This is a genomic window from Pseudarthrobacter sp. GA104 (assembly GCF_009741265.1).
In the GTDB taxonomy this organism is placed as follows: domain Bacteria; phylum Actinomycetota; class Actinomycetes; order Actinomycetales; family Micrococcaceae; genus Arthrobacter.
Genome location: NZ_WOWL01000001.1, coordinates 2,180,434 through 2,197,645 on the forward strand (window position 1 = coordinate 2,180,434; position 17,212 = coordinate 2,197,645).

General features: G+C 64.7%; 16 protein-coding genes and 2 tRNA genes. 9 read left to right on the plus strand and 9 right to left on the minus strand.

What is annotated here, in order from left to right; all coding sequences use genetic code 11:
- The first annotated feature begins 1 nt into the window (after position 1).
- The 5 genes from GK109_RS09925 to pknB are packed head-to-tail and all read left to right on the plus strand — an operon-like array spanning position 2 to position 8,257.
- Entirely contained in the window at positions 2–1,744 is a 1,743-nt protein-coding gene (locus GK109_RS09925) for a PP2C family serine/threonine-protein phosphatase (protein ID WP_370460507.1), read from the plus strand.
- Positions 1,741–3,138, plus strand: a complete 1,398-nt coding sequence (locus GK109_RS09930; RefSeq protein ID WP_157240135.1) for an FtsW/RodA/SpoVE family cell cycle protein — start codon at positions 1,741–1,743, stop codon at positions 3,136–3,138. The genes GK109_RS09925 and GK109_RS09930 overlap by 4 nt, the downstream gene beginning before the upstream one ends.
- A complete protein-coding gene (locus tag GK109_RS09935) occupies positions 3,135–4,595 on the plus strand; it encodes a peptidoglycan D,D-transpeptidase FtsI family protein (protein WP_370460508.1) in 1,461 nt (486 codons plus the stop codon). The genes GK109_RS09930 and GK109_RS09935 overlap by 4 nt, the downstream gene beginning before the upstream one ends.
- Positions 4,592–6,301, plus strand: coding sequence for a protein kinase (locus GK109_RS09940; protein ID WP_370460509.1), 1,710 nt, complete (start codon positions 4,592–4,594; stop codon positions 6,299–6,301). Before GK109_RS09935 ends, GK109_RS09940 begins: the two co-directional genes overlap by 4 nt.
- Positions 6,302–6,316: 15 nt before the next feature.
- A complete protein-coding gene (pknB, locus tag GK109_RS09945) occupies positions 6,317–8,257 on the plus strand; it encodes a Stk1 family PASTA domain-containing Ser/Thr kinase (RefSeq protein WP_370460510.1) in 1,941 nt (646 codons plus the stop codon).
- A 48-nt stretch (positions 8,258–8,305) separates the two neighbouring features.
- Here the strand turns inward: pknB and GK109_RS09950 are convergent, their stop codons facing one another.
- Together GK109_RS09950 and GK109_RS09955 are read right to left on the minus strand one after the other, a co-directional pair.
- Positions 8,306–8,947 carry an aminodeoxychorismate/anthranilate synthase component II gene (locus GK109_RS09950; RefSeq protein ID WP_157240137.1) on the minus strand — a complete coding sequence of 214 codons (642 nt, stop codon included), beginning with the start codon at positions 8,945–8,947 and terminating at the stop codon, positions 8,306–8,308.
- 169 nt (positions 8,948–9,116) lie between these two features.
- The gene (locus GK109_RS09955) at positions 9,117–9,905 is read right to left on the minus strand and encodes a class E sortase (RefSeq protein ID WP_321214857.1); all 789 of its coding nucleotides are present in this window, start codon (positions 9,903–9,905) and stop codon (positions 9,117–9,119) included.
- Positions 9,906–10,079: 174 nt separating this feature from the next.
- On the opposite strand from GK109_RS09955, the gene GK109_RS09960 reads away from it, so the two are divergent.
- Together GK109_RS09960 and GK109_RS09965 are read left to right on the plus strand one after the other, a co-directional pair.
- The gene (locus GK109_RS09960) at positions 10,080–10,331 is read left to right on the plus strand and encodes a cell division protein CrgA (RefSeq protein ID WP_321214856.1); all 252 of its coding nucleotides are present in this window, start codon (positions 10,080–10,082) and stop codon (positions 10,329–10,331) included.
- A gap of 66 nt (positions 10,332–10,397) precedes the next feature.
- On the plus strand, positions 10,398–11,012 hold the full coding sequence (locus GK109_RS09965; protein WP_323058119.1) for a DNA-3-methyladenine glycosylase I: 615 nt from the start codon (positions 10,398–10,400) through the stop codon (positions 11,010–11,012).
- Positions 11,013–11,194: 182 nt separating this feature from the next.
- Here GK109_RS09965 and GK109_RS09970 read toward each other — a convergent pair whose 3' ends face one another.
- The 3 genes from GK109_RS09970 to GK109_RS09980 form a co-directional block, all read right to left on the minus strand.
- On the minus strand, positions 11,195–11,662 hold the full coding sequence (locus GK109_RS09970) for a carboxymuconolactone decarboxylase family protein (RefSeq protein WP_157240140.1): 468 nt from the start codon (positions 11,660–11,662) through the stop codon (positions 11,195–11,197).
- 528 nt (positions 11,663–12,190) lie between these two features.
- Positions 12,191–13,069, minus strand: coding sequence for a rhomboid family intramembrane serine protease (locus GK109_RS09975; RefSeq protein ID WP_157240142.1), 879 nt, complete (start codon positions 13,067–13,069; stop codon positions 12,191–12,193).
- Positions 13,070–13,078: 9 nt separating this feature from the next.
- Positions 13,079–13,624, minus strand: a complete 546-nt coding sequence (locus tag GK109_RS09980) for a peptidylprolyl isomerase (RefSeq protein ID WP_139027259.1) — start codon at positions 13,622–13,624, stop codon at positions 13,079–13,081.
- Positions 13,625–13,778: 154 nt separating this feature from the next.
- On the opposite strand from GK109_RS09980, the gene GK109_RS09985 reads away from it, so the two are divergent.
- Positions 13,779–14,720 (plus strand): hypothetical protein, encoded by a 942-nt coding sequence (locus GK109_RS09985; protein WP_370460513.1) that lies wholly within the window; start codon positions 13,779–13,781, stop codon positions 14,718–14,720.
- A gap of 138 nt (positions 14,721–14,858) precedes the next feature.
- Positions 14,859–15,734 carry a glycosyltransferase family 2 protein gene (locus GK109_RS09990; RefSeq protein ID WP_157240144.1) on the plus strand — a complete coding sequence of 292 codons (876 nt, stop codon included), beginning with the start codon at positions 14,859–14,861 and terminating at the stop codon, positions 15,732–15,734.
- Positions 15,735–15,753: 19 nt separating this feature from the next.
- Here the strand turns inward: GK109_RS09990 and GK109_RS09995 are convergent, their stop codons facing one another.
- The 4 genes from GK109_RS09995 to GK109_RS10005 all read right to left on the minus strand — a co-directional run bounded on the left by GK109_RS09995 (position 15,754) and on the right by GK109_RS10005 (position 17,206).
- Complete coding sequence (locus tag GK109_RS09995) at positions 15,754–16,704, minus strand: DMT family transporter (RefSeq protein WP_370460514.1); 951 nt, start codon at positions 16,702–16,704, stop codon at positions 15,754–15,756.
- Between the two features lie 97 nt (positions 16,705–16,801).
- Positions 16,802–16,877 (minus strand) — tRNA-Ala (locus GK109_RS10000).
- Between the two features lie 71 nt (positions 16,878–16,948).
- Complete coding sequence (locus tag GK109_RS22075) at positions 16,949–17,065, minus strand: DLW-39 family protein (RefSeq protein WP_234005471.1); 117 nt, start codon at positions 17,063–17,065, stop codon at positions 16,949–16,951.
- Between the two features lie 67 nt (positions 17,066–17,132).
- Positions 17,133–17,206: transfer RNA gene (locus GK109_RS10005), tRNA-Ile, on the minus strand.
- Between the last annotated feature and the right edge of the window lie 6 nt (positions 17,207–17,212).

Here is a 17,212-nt window from a genome sequence, read left to right on the forward strand (position 1 = left end):
CGTGGCCGTCACGCAAACCCCCGCCAACGGGCCCCGGCCCGCGCAGCGGCCCCTCATCATGCGCTACGCCGCACGTTCCGACGTCGGCCGGATCCGCTCAAAGAACGACGACTCCGCCTACGTGGGACGGCACCTCGCCGTCGTCGCGGACGGCATGGGCGGCCACGCGGGCGGCGACGTAGCCTCCGCCGCCACTGTCCTGGACATGATCCACCTGGACCGCGGCGACTACGACGGCGACGCCGGCACCGTCCTTGCCGACGAAATCCAGACGGCCAATTCCCTGCTTTCCGAACTCGTGCACCAGAACCCCAAACTGGCGGGGATGGGCACCACCGTCACGGCGCTCCTGCTGGCCGGGGGCAAGCTCTACTTTGCACACATCGGCGATTCCCGGGCCTACCTCCTGCGCGACGGCGAATTCAAGCAGGTCAGCGTGGACCACACCTTTGTCCAGCGCCTCATCGACGAAGGCCGGCTCCGCCCTGAGGAGGCCGAAAGCCACCCGCACAAAAACGTCCTGATGCGCGTCCTGGGCGACGTGGACGCCAGCCCGGAACTCGATCTCGACACCCTGGACGTCCGCCCCGGCGACCGCTGGCTGCTCTGCTCCGACGGGCTCAACTACGTTGCCGGCCACGCCGTGGAACGGACGGTGCGGGAAACCAAGGACCTCCGCGAGTGCGTGGAAACCCTCGTGGACCTGACCCTCGAAGCCGGCTCCCCGGACAACGTCACAGTGGTCATGGTGGAAATTGTCGAGGAAACGCCCGACGACGTCAGAACCGCCGCCGTCGAAGTCGTCCCTTCCACAGCCATCACCGCAGCCCCTGCCGCAGCAGTCCAGCCGGCAGCACCGCCCGCCGCAGGGCCGCAGGATCCGGCTGAGGGCACCAAAGCTCCCGGCATGAACACGTCCGGCACGGAAAGCCCCGACAAGGGCCCCGGCGCGGGCAGCGGCCCGGCAGCCAGCGCCGGTCCGGCCGCCGCCGGACCTTCCAAGGAGGGCCCTGCCAAGGACGGCCATGGACAGCGCTCAGTGGAACCGGGCTCCACCGACCCGCACTTGGGGGAACACCTGTCCGCTGAGGTCCTGCGGGACGAACTCGCCTCGCGCCCCCACGAGCTTGTGGGTGCAGCGGCAGCAGCGGCAGAATCCGGGTCCATTCCCACCATCGCCGGACGCACCGTGGCGCGGAGGGCAGCCACCCTCCTCACCCACAGGGCAGAACAGTCCGGCACCGAGGCTGATGACAACGTGGTGCCGCTCAAGCCGCGGCGCTGGATTACCTGGGCGATCGCCGCATCCGTGCTGGTGGCCCTGACAGTGGGCCTCTGGCTGGGGTATGCCTGGACCCAGACGCGCTACTACGTCGGCGAGTACGACTCCCGCGTCGCCATCTTCAACGGCGTCTCCCAGCGCCTTGGCCCCATCGGCCTTTCCAGCCTTGAAACCGTCACAGAAATCCGGATGGATTCCCTGCCCCCGTTCTCGCAGCAGCGCGTGCGCCAGACCGTGCCCGCCAATGACCTCTACGATGCCCAGCGGATCGTGAAGAACCTCGAACTCACCGGGACCACCTCCCCAGAGGAAGGGTGTCCAACAGTTTCCGCGTCACCTGGAGCATCCACACCGGCGCCGGCCCCTACGGACCCGGCCGCACCTGCACCGGCCCCGGAGGCCACCGCCTCTCCGGCAAGCCAGTCCCCCAGCCCCACCGTCACCTGCAAGGCGGTCCCATGAGCCAGCTCAGCACCATTCCCAAGCCACGGCGGAACGTCGAACTCGCACTGCTCCTGCTGGCCCTGGCCGTCGGCATCGGCGCCAACATGCTGGTGGGCGTCGACCAGGAAAAGGCCTTTGACTCGGATTTCTGGTTCCAGTCCAGCCTCCTCGCCGTTGCCTCCCTGGTTTTCCATGCAGTCCTGCGCTTCCGCGCCAAGTATGCCGACCCGGTAATACTTCCACTGGTGGTCGCCCTTAACGGACTCGGGCTGGCCATGATCCACCGCCTGGACGCACCCGGTGACGACACCGGCAACAACCAGCTGCGGTGGACCCTCATTGCAATGGCGGTGGCGATCGCGGTCATCTGGCTGCTCAAGGACCACCGCGTGCTCCGCAGGTTCACCTTCATCTCCCTGGCAGCCAGCGCCGTCCTCCTGCTCCTGCCGCTGATTCCCGGCATCAGCGCGGGCGAGATCCTGGGCGCCCGCGTCTGGATCCGGCTCGGTCCCATGACGTTCCAGCCCGGCGAGGTCGCCAAGATCACCCTCGCCATATTCTTTGCCGGTTACCTTTCATCCAACCGCGACCTGATCCTCCTGGCCGGCCGGAAAGTCGGTCCGCTGCAGTTCCCGCGGTTCAAGGACATGGGCCCCATGATCACGGCCTGGCTGGTCAGCATCGGCGTGCTCATCTTCCAGCGGGACCTTGGTTCATCGGTGCTCTTCTTCGGCCTGTTCATCGTGATGATCTACGTGGCCACAAGCCGCATCAGCTGGGTAGTAATCGGCCTGGCCCTCATCTTTGGCGGCGGCTTCATCGCCGCCCAGGTCTTCTCCCACGTTGCACTCCGGATCGACGGCTGGCTCAACGCCTTCACTCCGGAGGTCTACGACCGCTCACCGGGCGGAAGCGGCCAGATTGTCCAGGGGCTCTTCGGCATGGCCAACGGCGGACTGGTGGGAACCGGACTGGGGCAGGGCCGCCCGGACCTGGTCCCGTTCGCCAACAGCGACATGATCATCGCGTCCCTTGGCGAGGAACTCGGCCTGGTGGGCCTGTTCGCCGTCGTCCTGATGTACCTGCTGCTGTTCACGCGCGGGTTCAGGGCCGCGCTGGGCACCCGGGACGCGTTCGGAAAGCTCCTCGCCTGCGGCCTCTCCTTTGCCGTGGCGCTGCAGTGCTTCGTGGTGATCGGCGGGGTCACGCGGCTCATCCCCCTGACCGGCCTGACAACGCCGTTCCTTGCAGCCGGCGGTTCGTCGCTGCTGGCCAACTGGATCATTGTGGGCCTGCTCCTGATGATTTCCCATACAGCCCGCGGCCCGGTGGACACCACACCGCTGCGGCCGGGCGAGGCAGCAGATTCTATGGGCATTGATACTCCTACTGAGGCGGTGAAGCACTCGTGAACCAGGCAATACGGCATTCATGGGTGGCGGCCGTCGCCATGTTCGCCCTCATCTTCGGCGCCATCAGCTACGTCCAGGTAGTGGGAGCCGATGAGCTCAAGGCCAACCCGTGGAACCAGCGTGCCATCCTGCAGAACTACTGCAACGACCGCGGTGCCATCATCGTGGGCGGCACTCCGGTAGCAGAATCGGTCGAAGGCACGTCGGAGACCTGCAAGTTCCAGCGGACCTACCCGCAGCCGGAACTTTACGCAGGAATCACTGGATACTTCTCGCAGAATTTCGGTGCCACCGGCCTGGAGCAGGCAATGGGTGAAGTACTCACCGGCAACTCGGACCAGCTGTTCCTGGACCGCGTGGGCCAGCTCTTCCTGGGGAACCAGCCCAAGGGCGCGTCGGTGGAGCTCACCATTGACCCCAAAATCCAGCAGCTCGCCTACAGCCTGATCCCGGACGGGCAGCGCGGGTCCATCGTGGTCACCAATCCCAAAACCGGGGCCATCCTTGCCATGGTCTCCAAACCCTCCTACGATCCGAACCTGATCGCCATCCAGGATCCGAACGCCGAGACCGCCAACATCAACGAACTGCTCAAGGTCCCCGGCATCAACCTGAACCAGAACGTCAGCGGACCCACCGGGGAACTGCTGGCTCCCGGTTCGGTCTACAAGCTGGTGGACACCGCCGCGGCGCTTGCATCGGGGAAGTACAACAAGGACAGCGTGCTCCCCAACCCTGCGGAAATGCCGTTCGAGGGAATCCAGTACAAGCTTCCCAACTATGCGGGCGGCAACTGCTACACCCGGGACACGGCGACCTTCGCCTTCGCGCTGCAACAGTCCTGCAACACCCCGTTCGCCAGCATTGCGCTGGACCTGGGCCGGGACGCCATCGCAGAGCAGGCGAAAAAGTTCGGTTTCGGTGAGGACATGGGTGACCAGATCAAGCTCGGCTATGCCCGGGGCAACGGCTTCCCGGATGACCTCGACGCTCCCGGGCTGGCCCAGTCCGCCATCGGCCAGAAGGACGTCCGTGCCACACCGCTGCAGGTTGCGTTGATGACCGCGGCGATTGCCAACGACGGCGTCCAGATGAGGCCCACCCTGGTCAAGACCCTGCGCTCTCCGGACCTGCGGGTCATCGACGAACCCCAGCCCCAGCAGCTGCGGACCTCCACCACCCCGGATATTGCAAACCAGATCACCGAGTGGATGGTCAGTGCCGTCAGTGAAGGCATCGCCAACAGGGCAGCCGTTCCCGGTGTCCAGGTGGCCGGCAAGACGGGAACCGCGGAACTGGGGAACGGCACCAACAACTCCTGGTTCACCGGCTTTGCCCCCGCAAACAACCCGCAGGTGGGTGTCACGATCGTCATGGAAGGCGTGGACATCACCACGGGAGCCCAGCTAACCAGTCCGAACGCGAAGAGAATTTTTGAGGCGGTGTTGAATAAGTGAGGCCTACAACCGGAATCACCCTCGGCGGCAGATTCCAGCTGACCACGCGGATCGCGATCGGCGGCATGGGCGAAGTCTGGAAAGCGAAAGACCTCGTCCTGGGCCGCATCGTCGCCATCAAGGTGCTGAAGGAGGAGTACACCGGCGATCCCGGGTTCCTCCAGCGTTTCCGCGCCGAGGCCCGTCACACCGCACTCCTGAACCACGTGGGCATCGCCAACGTCTTCGACTACGGCGAGGAGGAGGGATCCGCCTACCTGGTCATGGAACTGGTCCCCGGCCAGCCCCTGAGCAACATCATCGAGCACGAGCAGGTCCTGTCCCCGGACCGCACGCTGTCCATCATTGCGCAAACCGCCCGTGCGCTGTCCGTTGCCCACGCGCAGGGCCTGGTGCACCGCGACGTGAAGCCCGGCAACCTCCTGATCACCCCTGACGGACGGGTCAAGGTCACCGACTTCGGCATCGCCCGCCTGGCTGACCAGGTTCCCCTCACCCAGACCGGCCAGGTGATGGGCACCGCCCAGTACCTTGCTCCCGAGCAGGCCACCGGCCAGACCGCCACGGGTTCTTCGGACATCTATGCGCTCGGCGTCATCGGCTACGAGTGCCTGACCGGCCACCGACCCTTCTCCGGCGAGTCCCAGATCGCTATCGCGCTGGCCCAGGTCAACGATGCGCCGCCGCCGCTGCCGGAATCCCTTCCCACCCCGGTGCGCGCCCTGCTGATGTCCATGCTTGCCAAGGATCCAAAGAACCGGCCGGAGAACGCCATCAAGCTGGCAGAGGCAGCCGAGGCCATCCGGAACGGCGACATCAGCGCCGCCCGGGCCGCCGTTCCCGGCATGCTCCTCTTTGACGCGGACAACACGGGCCCCATCACGGCTCCCGTGGACACCGCCACGGCGCCCACCGGCGTCATCGGAGCCCAGCGCGACAGTTCGCCCACCCCCACCTCCGCTTTGCCGGTGCTGGGTGCGGGTGCGGCAGGCGCAGCCGCCGGGGCTGCCGGGGCATCAGCGGCGGAGCCGGACGCTCCCCAGGGCGCACTTGCCCGGGCCAATGCCCTCGCTGCGGAGCGCAGGTGGGTTCCGGAAGAAACAACGTACGACGACGAGCCCGCCGATGAGCCGCAGCGTAAAGGCCGCAGTCCCTGGACATGGCCTCTGATTGCGTTAATCCTGCTGCTCCTGTTCGCGTTGGTGGGTTTCTTCCTCAGCCAGCGGGGCATTCTCTTCCCCTCGAATGACGCCACTTCCGGGGCAACCACAAGCAGCCCGGCGAGCACCACTGCCAGCCCCACCAGGACCACGCAGTCGCCCACGCCCACGGCCACGCGCAGCACGCCTACGCCCACACCCACCCAGGAAACGGTCAATGTCATCCCGGCCGCCTACCTCGGGCAGGACTATCGCAAGGTTCAGGCGGAGCTTGCCGGGCTCGGGTTGGCCGTCACCGTGATTCCGCAGGAGAGTACCGCGGATGGCCCGGGCAAGGTCATAGAATTGAATCCTACGGGCCTGGTGCCCCAGGGCTCGCCCATCACGGTGGTCTATGCCGTAGCACCGCCGGCACCCACAACTTCTGCTCCCGCGCCGGCCCCGTCAGCCACCACGTCGGCGGTGGCGGCGCCCACGGTAGCGACGCCCCTGCCCGCCTGCACCGCCGGCCAATTGCCCGGTACCCCGCCAACCTGCAAGCCGTAACCGCCAGGACAGCCAGTGAACGAGTCAGCGCGCACACCGTTGCACCGCGAGGACAGCCTCCCGGTGGATAACCGCCGTGTCCTCAGCGGCCGGTACGAACTGGGCGGTCTGATCGGGCGGGGAGGCATGGCGGACGTCTACCGGGGAGTGGACACCCGGCTGGGACGGACTGTCGCCGTGAAACTGCTTCGGCCGGACATGGCGCGTGACCCGCAGTTCCAGGCCAGGTTCAAGCGTGAAGCACAGGCGGTTGCTGCCCTCAACCATTCCTCGATTGTTGCCATCTACGACACCGGCGAACACCTGGTCCACGATGGCTCGGAGGACAACGTCCGCGTGCCCTACATCGTGATGGAATTCGTGGAGGGCAAGACCATCCGCGACCTGATCCGTGCCCATGACGTCACCATTGACCAGGCAATCGACTACTGCCTGGGTGTCCTCGGCGCCCTCGAATACAGCCACAAGGCCGGCATCGTGCACCGGGACATCAAGCCGGCCAACGTCATGTACTGCGAAAACACCAACTCGGTGAAGGTGATGGACTTCGGCATCGCCCGCGCCATCGCCGACTCTTCAGCCACCATGACGCAGACACAGGCCGTGGTGGGCACCGCGCAGTACCTGTCCCCCGAGCAGGCCCGCGGCGAAACCGTTGACGCCCGCAGCGACCTGTATTCCGCTGCCTGCCTGTTGTACGAAATGCTCACGTCCAGGCCGCCGTTCGTCGGTGACAGCCCGGTGTCCGTGGCCTACCAGCATGTACGGGAGATTCCCGAGCCTCCCAGCAGCCTCAACCCCGATGTGACTCCTGCCCTGGACAGTGTGCTGGCGAAGGCGCTGCAAAAGAACCGGGATGACCGGTTCCAGGATGCTGCGGCGTTCCGGCGCGCCCTGCGCGCTGCACGGTCCGGCGTCCCGGTCCCGGCGGTTCCGGCCTCCGAAGCGCCCACGGACCCCAACGACCATGTCCCGTCCCCGGCCACCGAGGCCTTCCCCGCCGCAGGGGCAGGCTTCCTCGACGACGCACCTACCGGCCGGCTGCCGGCGGCTATCCCTTCCTCTGCCGAGGACCACGAAACCCTGGTTCCCTTCGCGTCCGGCGTCGATGACCATCGGTCAGCTGATGCGTTGCCGCTGGGCCTGACTCCGGAACGTGAGCGGAGCCCGCGGCAGAAGTCCCGTCGTCGTGCGTGGATTGGCACGCTGGTGGTCTTCACGCTCCTTGTCCTGGCAGGCGGCGCCCTGTGGCTGTACAGCATTATCAACCGCCCTGCTCCGGCAGCGCCCAAGATCACGGTCCCGGCAGTGGCCGCCATGACAGAGTCGGCGGCGCTGCAGGAACTGTATAACGCGGAGCTCCGGCCCCGGATTGTCCGGTCGCAGCACGACACCGTGGCCAAGGGTACGGCGATCGGTACCGATCCCGCGTCCGGTGCTTCGCTGGATCCCGGCGCCGAGGTGATCCTCAATATTTCAGAGGGCCCCAGCGCCGTCATGATCCCTGAGAGCCTTCCGGGCAAAACAGAGGCGGCGGCCCGGGATATCCTGCGTCAAAGCGGACTGGTAGGGGCCCCCACCACCACCACGGCAAACAGCGCCACCGTGCCTGCCGGAATTGTGATCACCACAAGCCCCGCGCCCGGCCAGAAGGTGGGCGTCGGAACCAGCGTCGAACTGGTGGTGTCCACCGGCAAGGTAGCCATGCCTGAACTGCGGGGACGCACCCGCGAAGAGGCGGAAGCGGCGTTGAAGGAACTGAGCCTGGTGCCCAACGTCGTTGAGGCCGAAAATGCCCAGGTTGAGCCGGGCAGGGTGACGGAGCAAAGCGACCCCGTGAACGCGGCCGTGGACCAGGGCAAGACCGTCACTATCGTGGTGGCCAAAGCCCCGCCGCCCCCGCCAAGCCCCACACCCACGCCTACTCCGACGCCGACCTCCACCAAAAAGGGCTAAGCCCGGCACAGCGCTGCATCAGTAGGATTCAGTGCTGAACGGGCCGGCTCAGCGCTGGATGAGCGGGCTCAGTTTGGCTGCCCGGGCAGCCGCGCCCTTCATTCCCAGCGACTCAAGCCAGTTGCCCAGCATCTGGTAGCCGCCCTCTGTGAGCACGGATTCCGGGTGGAACTGCACGCCGCACAGAGGTGCCGTCCGGTGCTGGAGGCCCATCACCACGCCCGTTGCTGTCTCAGCAGTGATTTCCAGGACGTCCGGAATCGATTCCCGCACGGCCGCCAGCGAGTGGTACCGCGTGGCGGTGACGGGGGAGGGGAGCCCGGAAAACACGCTGGTTCCCACGTGCTGCACCAGGGATGTTTTGCCGTGCATGAGTTCGGGGGCGTGCGTCACCTTGCCGCCGAAGGCCTCGGCAAGCGCCTGGTGGCCCAGGCAGACGCCGAACATGGGCACGCTGTTCTCACCGCACCACTTGATCAGTTCGATGCAGACTCCTGCTTCAGCCGGGTTACCGGGGCCGGGCGAGATCAGTACGCCGTCGCGGGTGCCCGCCAGTTCAATGGCCTCCGCCAGGGTGACGTCGTCATTGCGGACAACGGTGGTTTCGGCGCCGAGTTCCTGGAGGTAGCCCACCAGGGTGTAGACAAAGCTGTCGTAGTTATCCACCACGAGGATCTTGGTTGTGGTCATGGCTGGCTTGCTGCACCAATCGTTGAGTCGGTGAACTGGGTGTAGTGGGACATCCAGGGGAAAAGGAACTGAACCATCAATACCAGTGCGGCGGCAATGAGCACCAATGAGGTGACAATCCGCAGCCAAAGCGGCCCTGGGAGATGGCGGAATATCCAGCCGTACATGATCAGCCCTTTCCGATCGCCGAAGCCACCTGGTCCGCGATTTCCGCGGGCGGACCAGCTGATGCAGGGCGCCAACTGTCCAGCAGCGCGTAGGCGATGATGCGTTCTTCAGCGCCGAAGCGCGGGTTGCAGCTTGTCATGGTCAGGTATCTTTCGGTGGGGGTAACCCCAGGAAGCGTCGGCACCGGTTCCAGGACGTCGGTGCGGGACGGCATGACGATCTGGTTGTTGCGGAAGACGTAGACGTAATAGCCGTCTTTCGTCTGGACGTAAATTTTGTCCCCCGGAACCAGCGTGTGGATGTTGTCCAGCACTGCGCCATGGGTCTGGCGGTGCCCCGCGACAGCGAAGTTGCCCACCGCGCCGGGCATGGCCGTGGTCCCGTAATGTCCCAGGCCCAGGGTGTCCAGCACATCGCTGCTGGTTCCCTGGACAATCGGCCGCGTGTAGTTCGCCCCGAACCGGGGAATGTACATGATGCCGATCGTGCCGGCGTGGGCCGGCGCGGCAGCCACGGCCGGCTCGCCGAAGTCTTCACCGGCGGCAGGAGGATCAGCAGCGGCCGGCGCGGAAGGGGCGGCGCCGGCAATATCCTGCGCGAATTCCTTGATCACTTCGCTCTGCCTGGCGTCTGATTCCACGTTGGTCCACCACAGCTGCCAGGCCACGAACAACAGGAGGATGATGCCGGCGGTGATGAGCAGCTCGCCAATAACCTGGACCGTTCCGCGCAGTATAACGACGCCGGCAGGCGGCGCAGCGGCTTGCCTCGCCTTCTCCTGCAATACCACGCGTTCTCCTCCGGGCGGTTCCGACGGGCACCGGCGGCCCCTGAACTACGGCTAGAATTGGCTGCTAGTAAGAATCCAGATTTGACCAAGATCGCGCAGACCGCTGGCAATTTCCTTCTTGCAGGATATCAAGGCCGGACCGCCGATCTTGCCTCAGCCCGCCAAGGAGAGCCAGTGCCCGAGTCAAAGCCGCGCAAGAAGACCGCCAGCACCCCGCAGCAGACTGCTTCCCAGGCGTACAAGCCCAACCCGGTATGGTTCAAGCCCGTTATGTTCGGCCTGATGATCATCGGGCTCTTCTGGATCATCACGTTCTACATCAGCGAAGGCCGCTTTCCCGTCCAGGCCTGGGAATCGTGGAACATCGTAGCCGGGTTCGGCATCGCCATCGTAGGCTTCCTCATGACCACCCGCTGGCGCTCCTAGGCCCCTTCAAGGACGAGATCCACTCCCGGCCGGCCGGCCCGGCAGGTAATCCTAAAGGAGAAAAGCGTGACTCCTGACGCTGCCGGTGTCCTGGTAGGTGACGACGGCCTCGCCCGTCCCGCGTGGGCGTCCACGGACCCGCTCATGCGCGACTACTACGACACCGAGTGGGGCCTGCCGGTCAGGGACGAACAAGGCCTCTACGAACGCATCTGCCTGGAGGGCTTCCAGGCAGGGCTTTCCTGGGCCACGATCCTTCGCAAGCGCCCCGCGTTCCGTGACGCCTTCGCCGGTTTCAGCCCGGATGCGGTTGCGCTGTTCACCGACGCCGACGTTGAGCGGCTCATGCAGGATGCAGGCATCGTCCGGAACCGGTTGAAAATCCGTGCTGCCATCAACAACGCCCAAGCCACCCTCGCGCTGCGCCAGGACGGCGGGCTGGTGGACTTCGTGTGGCAGTTCCAGCCCGCTTCCACTCCGCACCCCGCCGTCCATGCGGACATCCCCACCCAGTCGGCCGAATCCGTTGCGCTCTCCAAGGCCCTGAGGAAAAAGGGATTCTCCTTCGTCGGCCCCACCACCATGTTTGCCCTGATGGAAGCGATCGGCATGGTGGACACCCACCTGGTGGGGAGCCACCGGCGCGGGTCCTCCGGGATCTGGCCCGCTCCTGCCCGCTAAGGGTTTTGTTTTTATCCCCAGCTGTTGGGAAAGTTATCCACAATGGGGATAAACGGCCGCATTGCCGACGCATGTACGTGCGTGGCCGCCTTTCACACGGCGGCCACGGCCGATCCCCACTGCACATGCGTTTATTAACAGTGTGGAATACCTGTGGATAATCCCAAGGACAAGGCGGTGCCCTACCGCTTACGCCGGACCGGGTGGTGGCTGGTGATGGAAACCCGGTTGAAGGCGTTCATCGTGATGGCCAGCCAGCTCACCACGGAGAACTCTTCCTCGGTGAGGTGCTCCCGGGCGTAAGACTCCTCGTGCTCCTGTGGACCGTGACCAGGCAATTCCGTGATGCTCTCGGTCAACGCCAGTGCAGCACGTTCCTTCTCCGTGAAAAGTGCTGTGTCGCGCCATGCAGGAAGTACCGCCAGCCTCTGCGGGGTCTCGCCCGCCTCGACAGCTTCTCTGACGTGGAGGTCCAGGCAGAAGGCGCAGCCGTTCAGCTGCGAAATGCGTACATTAAGCAGCTCCATGGTCCGGACCTCGATGCCGGCTTCCTGGGCCGCCTCCTTGACCTTGAGCCCCAATCCGTTCAGGGCCCGCCACAATGCAGGATGCTGCTTGTCCAGGAAAACGTGCTGGGCAGTGGCGGTCATAAATTCTCCTGTCGGGAAGGGGCTCAGGCGCAAAGGTAGGCACCTGAAGCTTATCCACTTACCAACATCGGGATACCCACAAGTTATCCACAGGTGTGGAAACAGGCCGGGACTCATGGGAAGGTCAGTGGCCCGCACATTGCGATGCAGCGGCGCAAACAGCCAAAAACTACACCGCTGTTCTTTATTAACAATGTGCATAACCCTGTTGATGGGACGTCCCTGACCCGGGGAGAACCAGTGGTGCCAGGGGGTTTTCACCGCGTTATCCACAGAACGGCTTTTTACGGGCTGTTTGTCCACTTAAGCACACCCCTATCCCCAACAGTTATCCACAGATGTGGAGAAGAATGGAACCTGCACCGCAAAATCCCTGCTACTCCGCGGTAGCTGAAGGGCCGAACGGAGAACTACAGGGATGTAAGTTACCAACAATGTGGATAACTGCTGTGGATAAGCAGAAACCCTGGCGTCCTTTCGGAGGCCAGGGTTTTTCTGCTCGGGCCGGCTTGGCAGCCGTGGCGGGGACTAGACGGAAATCCTCACCCAGCTGACGGCTATCAGCAGGGCCAGCACGGCCATCAGTCCGGCGGCCTGGAGGAAGCCCTGCCGGGGCCCGCGGGGAGTGTAGGCAAGGACTGCTGCGCACAGCGCGCCCGTAATGAGCCCGCCCAAATGGGCTTGCCAGGCAATCTGGGGAATCAGGAAACCTATGACTCCATTAATAGCTATGAGGACCCACAGCTGCCGGGTGTCCCCGCCACGCTGGCGCTGGACCAACAGCATGGCGCCGAACAGGCCGAAGATCGCGCCGGATGCGCCCACTACTCCCACCAGCCCCTGGCCGGGCACAAGGACAGGGTTCAGGAGCAGGTAGCCGACGCTACCCCCCACGGCCGACAACAGGTAGAGGGCCAGGAAACGCACGCGGCCAAGGAGCGGTTCCAGGACCTGGCCGAAGATCCACAGCGTGTACATGTTCAGCAGGATGTGCAGCAGTGAATCGGGTGAGTGCAGGAAAGCCGCCGTCAACATGCGCCACGGCTCGAACGCCCCGTACTGGGGGGTGGCAAAGACATTGTTGTAGGCAAACTGTTCGTACACAGCCTGGCCCGGGATGAGCCACTGCAGCGCGTACACCACAGCACATACGGCGATTATTCCGAACGTCACCAAAGGCTTGCCAGCAGCGGCGACGCCGCCATAGACCGTCCGGACCTCCGGCGTCGAACGTTTTGTTTCGTTGACGCAGTCAATGCATTGGAATCCGACGGCGGCCGCCCGCTGGCAGTCAGGGCATGCGGGGCGACCGCAACGCTGGCAGCGCACATAGGAGGGCCGGTCCGGGTGCCGCGGGCATACCGGAACCTGCGCGGACGGCTCAGCCGACGGAATTCCGTAACTCATGGTTCGGTGTTACAGCTGTTCGATGTCGATGCTGTTGATGGTGACGTCCTCTACGGGACGGTCACCCATGCCGGTACGGACGCCTTCGATTGCGTCAACAACCTTCTTGGATTCTTCGTCAGCCACTTCACCGAAGATCGTGTGCTTCCCCTGGAGCCAGTCCGTGGGGATGGTGGTGATGAAGAACTGCGAACCGTTGGTTCCCTTGCCCATGCGGATGCCTGCGTTGGCCATGGCCAGCTTGTAAGGCTGGTTGAAGCTCAGTTCCGGGTGGATCTCGTCATCGAACTGGTAGCCCGGGCCGCCCACACCACGGCCCAGCGGATCGCCGGCCTGGATCATGAAGTCCTTGATGATGCGGTGGAAGATGGTCCCGTTGTAGAGCGGGGTGCCGGTCTTGTCCTCACCCGTCTCCGGGTGGGTCCACGCCTGCTCGCCGGTGGCAAGGCCGACGAAGTTCTTGACGGTCTTGGGAGCGTGGTTGCCGAAGAGGTTCACGGCGATGTCGCCGAGGCTCGTGTGGATGGTTGCTTTTGCGGTTGCGATGGCAGTCATAGCCTCCATTCTTCCATGGCCCATCCGGGCCGTTGCGGCTGCGGCGGCAGTTCCGCGCTGGGTGAAATCCGCCTAAAATCCGCAGTGGGAATAGCCGGTGAACACCAAGCAACGTAGGCTAACCACAGAACCGTCACCTAACCGGGAGGTAGTTGTGAAGAAGTCGGACCGTATTGCCCGTGACCTTGAGCTGCAAGTCGCCAGCGCCGTAGAGAACGCCAAGGATTGGGCAGCCCCCCGTGTGGAAGCAGCTGTTGACCGTCTCCAGCACGGCCTGGACACTGCGTCGCCAAAGATCCAGGAAGGCTTGAAATCCGCTGCCCACAACCTGGCGGACGGCGTGGCCACCGTGACCCCACGCATCCAGGACGGCCTGGCGCAGCTCGCGCCCAAGATCAACGAAGCTGTGGAAGGAGCCTCTCCCCGTCTTCATGAGGCCCTGGACAAGGCCACCCCGGTGATCCTCAACGCCCGTGACCGGGTTGTCGTTGAATACCTGCCGCGCCTGTCAGACCAGATCGGCCACGCCTCGGAGGCCGTGCACCGCACCCTGGAGAACACTCCCGCGCACGTTGACGCCGTTGCGCAGAAGCTTGGGGATGTGGGAATCATCCACGCCATCCAGGAGCAGGCCCAGGCCACCGGCACACAGCTCAAGGCAGCAGCAACGGAGGCGGGCCGGACCGTAGGGATCCAGCTTGCCGAGCCGGAGAAGCCGAAGAAGCGCGGCTGGCTCGTTTTCGGCGTCATTGCGGCGGCGGTTGCGGCTGCAGTAGCTGCCTGGAAGGCATCCAAGCCGGTTGAGGATCCGTGGAAGACCCCTTCCCCGGTGACACCCACGCCCGCACCGGTTCCGGCCACCACAGTGAACGAGGTCCAGGAAAAGGCAGCCGACGCCGCTGAACCTGCGGCAGCGCCGGTTTCCCCTTCGACCGACGCCGCCACGGCGGACAAGGCCGAGGACGCCGGGGAAAAGGCAAAGCACGTGGCTGAAGACGCCTCGGAAAGCGCGGCTCCAGCTACCGATGCCAAGACTGCCACCAAGAACATCGCAGCCAACATCAGCAACGGGAACAAGGGCACTACACAGTCCTGATCAGCTGTCCGCTGTGTCGTCCGGCCAAGGCCGGAGAGCTCAGCCGGAAAGGGCTCCGCCGCCGGCGGGGCCCTTTTCCCGTCTCCCGTGGTTTCCGCCATCCGGGAGCGGCTGCGGTTGGATGCTAGATTTGAACTGATGCCAGCCCAACAACCCTCTGGGGATGCCTTGAACGACGCAGCAAACCTGCCCCGCGTATCCATTGTCATCCCGGCCTACAACGAGGAGGGCGTTATCAGGCAGTGCCTGATAGCTGCCATCTACCAGTCGGTCCCGGCCCACGAGATCGTGGTGGTGGACAACCTTTCCAAGGACCGGACCGCTGACATCGTGCGCCAAATGCAGCTCGAATACCCGGAAAGCCCGCTGGTGCTGTTGAGCCAGGATCAGCAGCAGGGCCTTATTCCCACCCGGAACTTCGGGCTGGACAACGCCACGGGAGATGTCCTGGGCCGGATCGATGCCGATTCGGTAGTGGAGCCCGACTGGGTGGAGCAGGTGCAGAGGGCGTTCGTGGACCAGTCAGTCCAGGCGGCCACGGGTCCGGTGGTCTATTACGACATGCCCATGCGCCGGTTCGGGCTCAAAGCCGATGACAAAATGCGCCAGCTGATGCTGAAGCTGGCTAAACACCAGTACCACTTCCTGTTCGGCTCCAACATGGCCCTCCGCTCCTCCGCCTGGGACGCCATCCGGGCAGAGACCTGCCTTGATGAAAAGGACGAGATGCATGAGGACATCGATCTGTCCCTGCACCTCGCCGAACACGACCTGAAAATCCAGTACTGCCCGCAGATGGTCTCCGGCATGTCCGCCCGGCGGCTGGAGGACTCACCGCGGGACTACCGCTATTACGTCACGCGGTTCGACCGTACCTACAAGGCCCACAACGTAAAGAAGATGGCGCTAAAGGCTCCCATGGTGGTGTTCTTTTCGGTGTACTTCCCCGCAAAGCTCCTCCGGGCCATCCACACGGTCAACACGGCCCAGCCTGTGCGCCGCGGCGGCCAGTAGGCCGCCGGACAGGGCGCCCTCAGTCCGTTCCCAGCTCTGCAAGCGGGCGGTCCGACGGCGGTTCCTCCTGCCCGTTCCGCGCTGGCCTTCCCCGGCGCCCGGACCTGCCCGACCTTTGGCCCGTCACGACGACGGCGAGTCCGGCCAGAATCAGGCCCAGCCCGGCATAGGTTCCGGCCGGGAGCGTCTCCTTGAGGAAGACCGCGGCGAGCAGCGCAGCCCCCGGAATTTCCAGAAGGATGATCATGGACACCAGCAGCGGGCTCATGGTGGCCAGCAGGTGATTGAACGCTGTGTGGCCCACAAGCTGCGCGCAGACTGTGATCGCCAGGATCCCCAGCCAGCCCGCCGCTTCGAAGCCCGCCAGCGGTTGCCCGGCCAGCAGAGCCATGACGGCCACGAATGCTGCACACATCCCGTAGCAGAGGGTGGTGTAGGTGCCCGTCGTCATGCTTTGCCGGGCCTTACCGCCTGCCAGTGTGTAAAGGCCGGCCAGCGCGCCGCCGGCCACGGCCAGGAGGTCACCCAGCAGGGCCTGCGGGGAGGACCCCATGTCAAACCCGGTGATGGCTACAACACCGCCGAAAGCAATGCCCAGCCCGGCCAGCACCTGCCAACGGTGGCGGGTCCCGCGGAAGAGTTGAAACACCGCGATCCACGCCGACTGCAGGCACACCAGCGCAGTAGCTGCCGCGACAGAGGTGAGCTGCAGCGAGGTGATGAAGCAGGCAAAGTGGAATGCCAGGGCAATGGCGGCCAGCAGGCACCAGCGAAACTCACGTTTGGTGATCCTGCCGAATTGCCGGGGCTCCCGGACGAGAGTGGGGGAGGCCATCACGGCCGCGCCGATCGCATTGCGCCAAAAGGCAATGGCGAGTGCACTCACAGTGGTGGCGCCCAGGGTGGCAGCAATCAGCGGACCGGATGACGCGACGCCCAGGACGCCGAGGGCTGCAAGAAAGAAGTTCACTGACCAACCCTAATGCGCAGTTCGACTGCTGTTTGAGCTCATGCCGCGGACAAAGCAAAAGTCCCGGCCGGCGTTTCCGCTGACCGGGACTTTCCTATGGTGGAGGCACGGGGACTCGAACCCCGAACCCCCTGCTTGCAAAGCAGGTGCGCTACCAATTGCGCCATGCCCCCATAAGAAGCAACCCGTCAATCATACCCTAGAACCTGGAGGCCTTTGACCAGCTCCAGTCCGGGTCCCGGCGCTAGTCCACCGAGTCGGTTGACTTGCTCCAGGCATCTTTCCGGGCTTCGGATTCCTGTGCTTTCCGGTAGAGCAGGACGCCTGCGATCGCCGCTGCCAGTACAAGCAACTTCTTCACATGCTCCCCGTTCCGGTCCGGCTGCGGGTTACGCGAACCAGACCTGCTTGAACCTGCACAGGTTCCGTGGGCGTACCAGGACTTGAACCTGGGACCTCTTCGTTATCAGCGAAGCGCTCTAACCGCCTGAGCTATACGCCCCGATGC

What these genes read in the sequence shown, in the direction of transcription:
- GK109_RS09990 (WP_157240144.1), top strand. Translation starts at nt 14,859, where the DNA reads ATGCCAGCCCAACAACCCTCTGGGGATGCCTTGAACGACGCAGCAAAC.
- GK109_RS09950 (WP_157240137.1), bottom strand. Translation starts at nt 8,947, where the DNA reads ATGACCACAACCAAGATCCTCGTGGTGGATAACTACGACAGCTTTGTC.
- GK109_RS09930 (WP_157240135.1), top strand. Translation starts at nt 1,741, where the DNA reads ATGAGCCAGCTCAGCACCATTCCCAAGCCACGGCGGAACGTCGAACTC.
- GK109_RS09975 (WP_157240142.1), bottom strand. Translation starts at nt 13,069, where the DNA reads ATGAGTTACGGAATTCCGTCGGCTGAGCCGTCCGCGCAGGTTCCGGTA.
- GK109_RS09970 (WP_157240140.1), bottom strand. Translation starts at nt 11,662, where the DNA reads ATGACCGCCACTGCCCAGCACGTTTTCCTGGACAAGCAGCATCCTGCA.
- GK109_RS09980 (WP_139027259.1), bottom strand. Translation starts at nt 13,624, where the DNA reads ATGACTGCCATCGCAACCGCAAAAGCAACCATCCACACGAGCCTCGGC.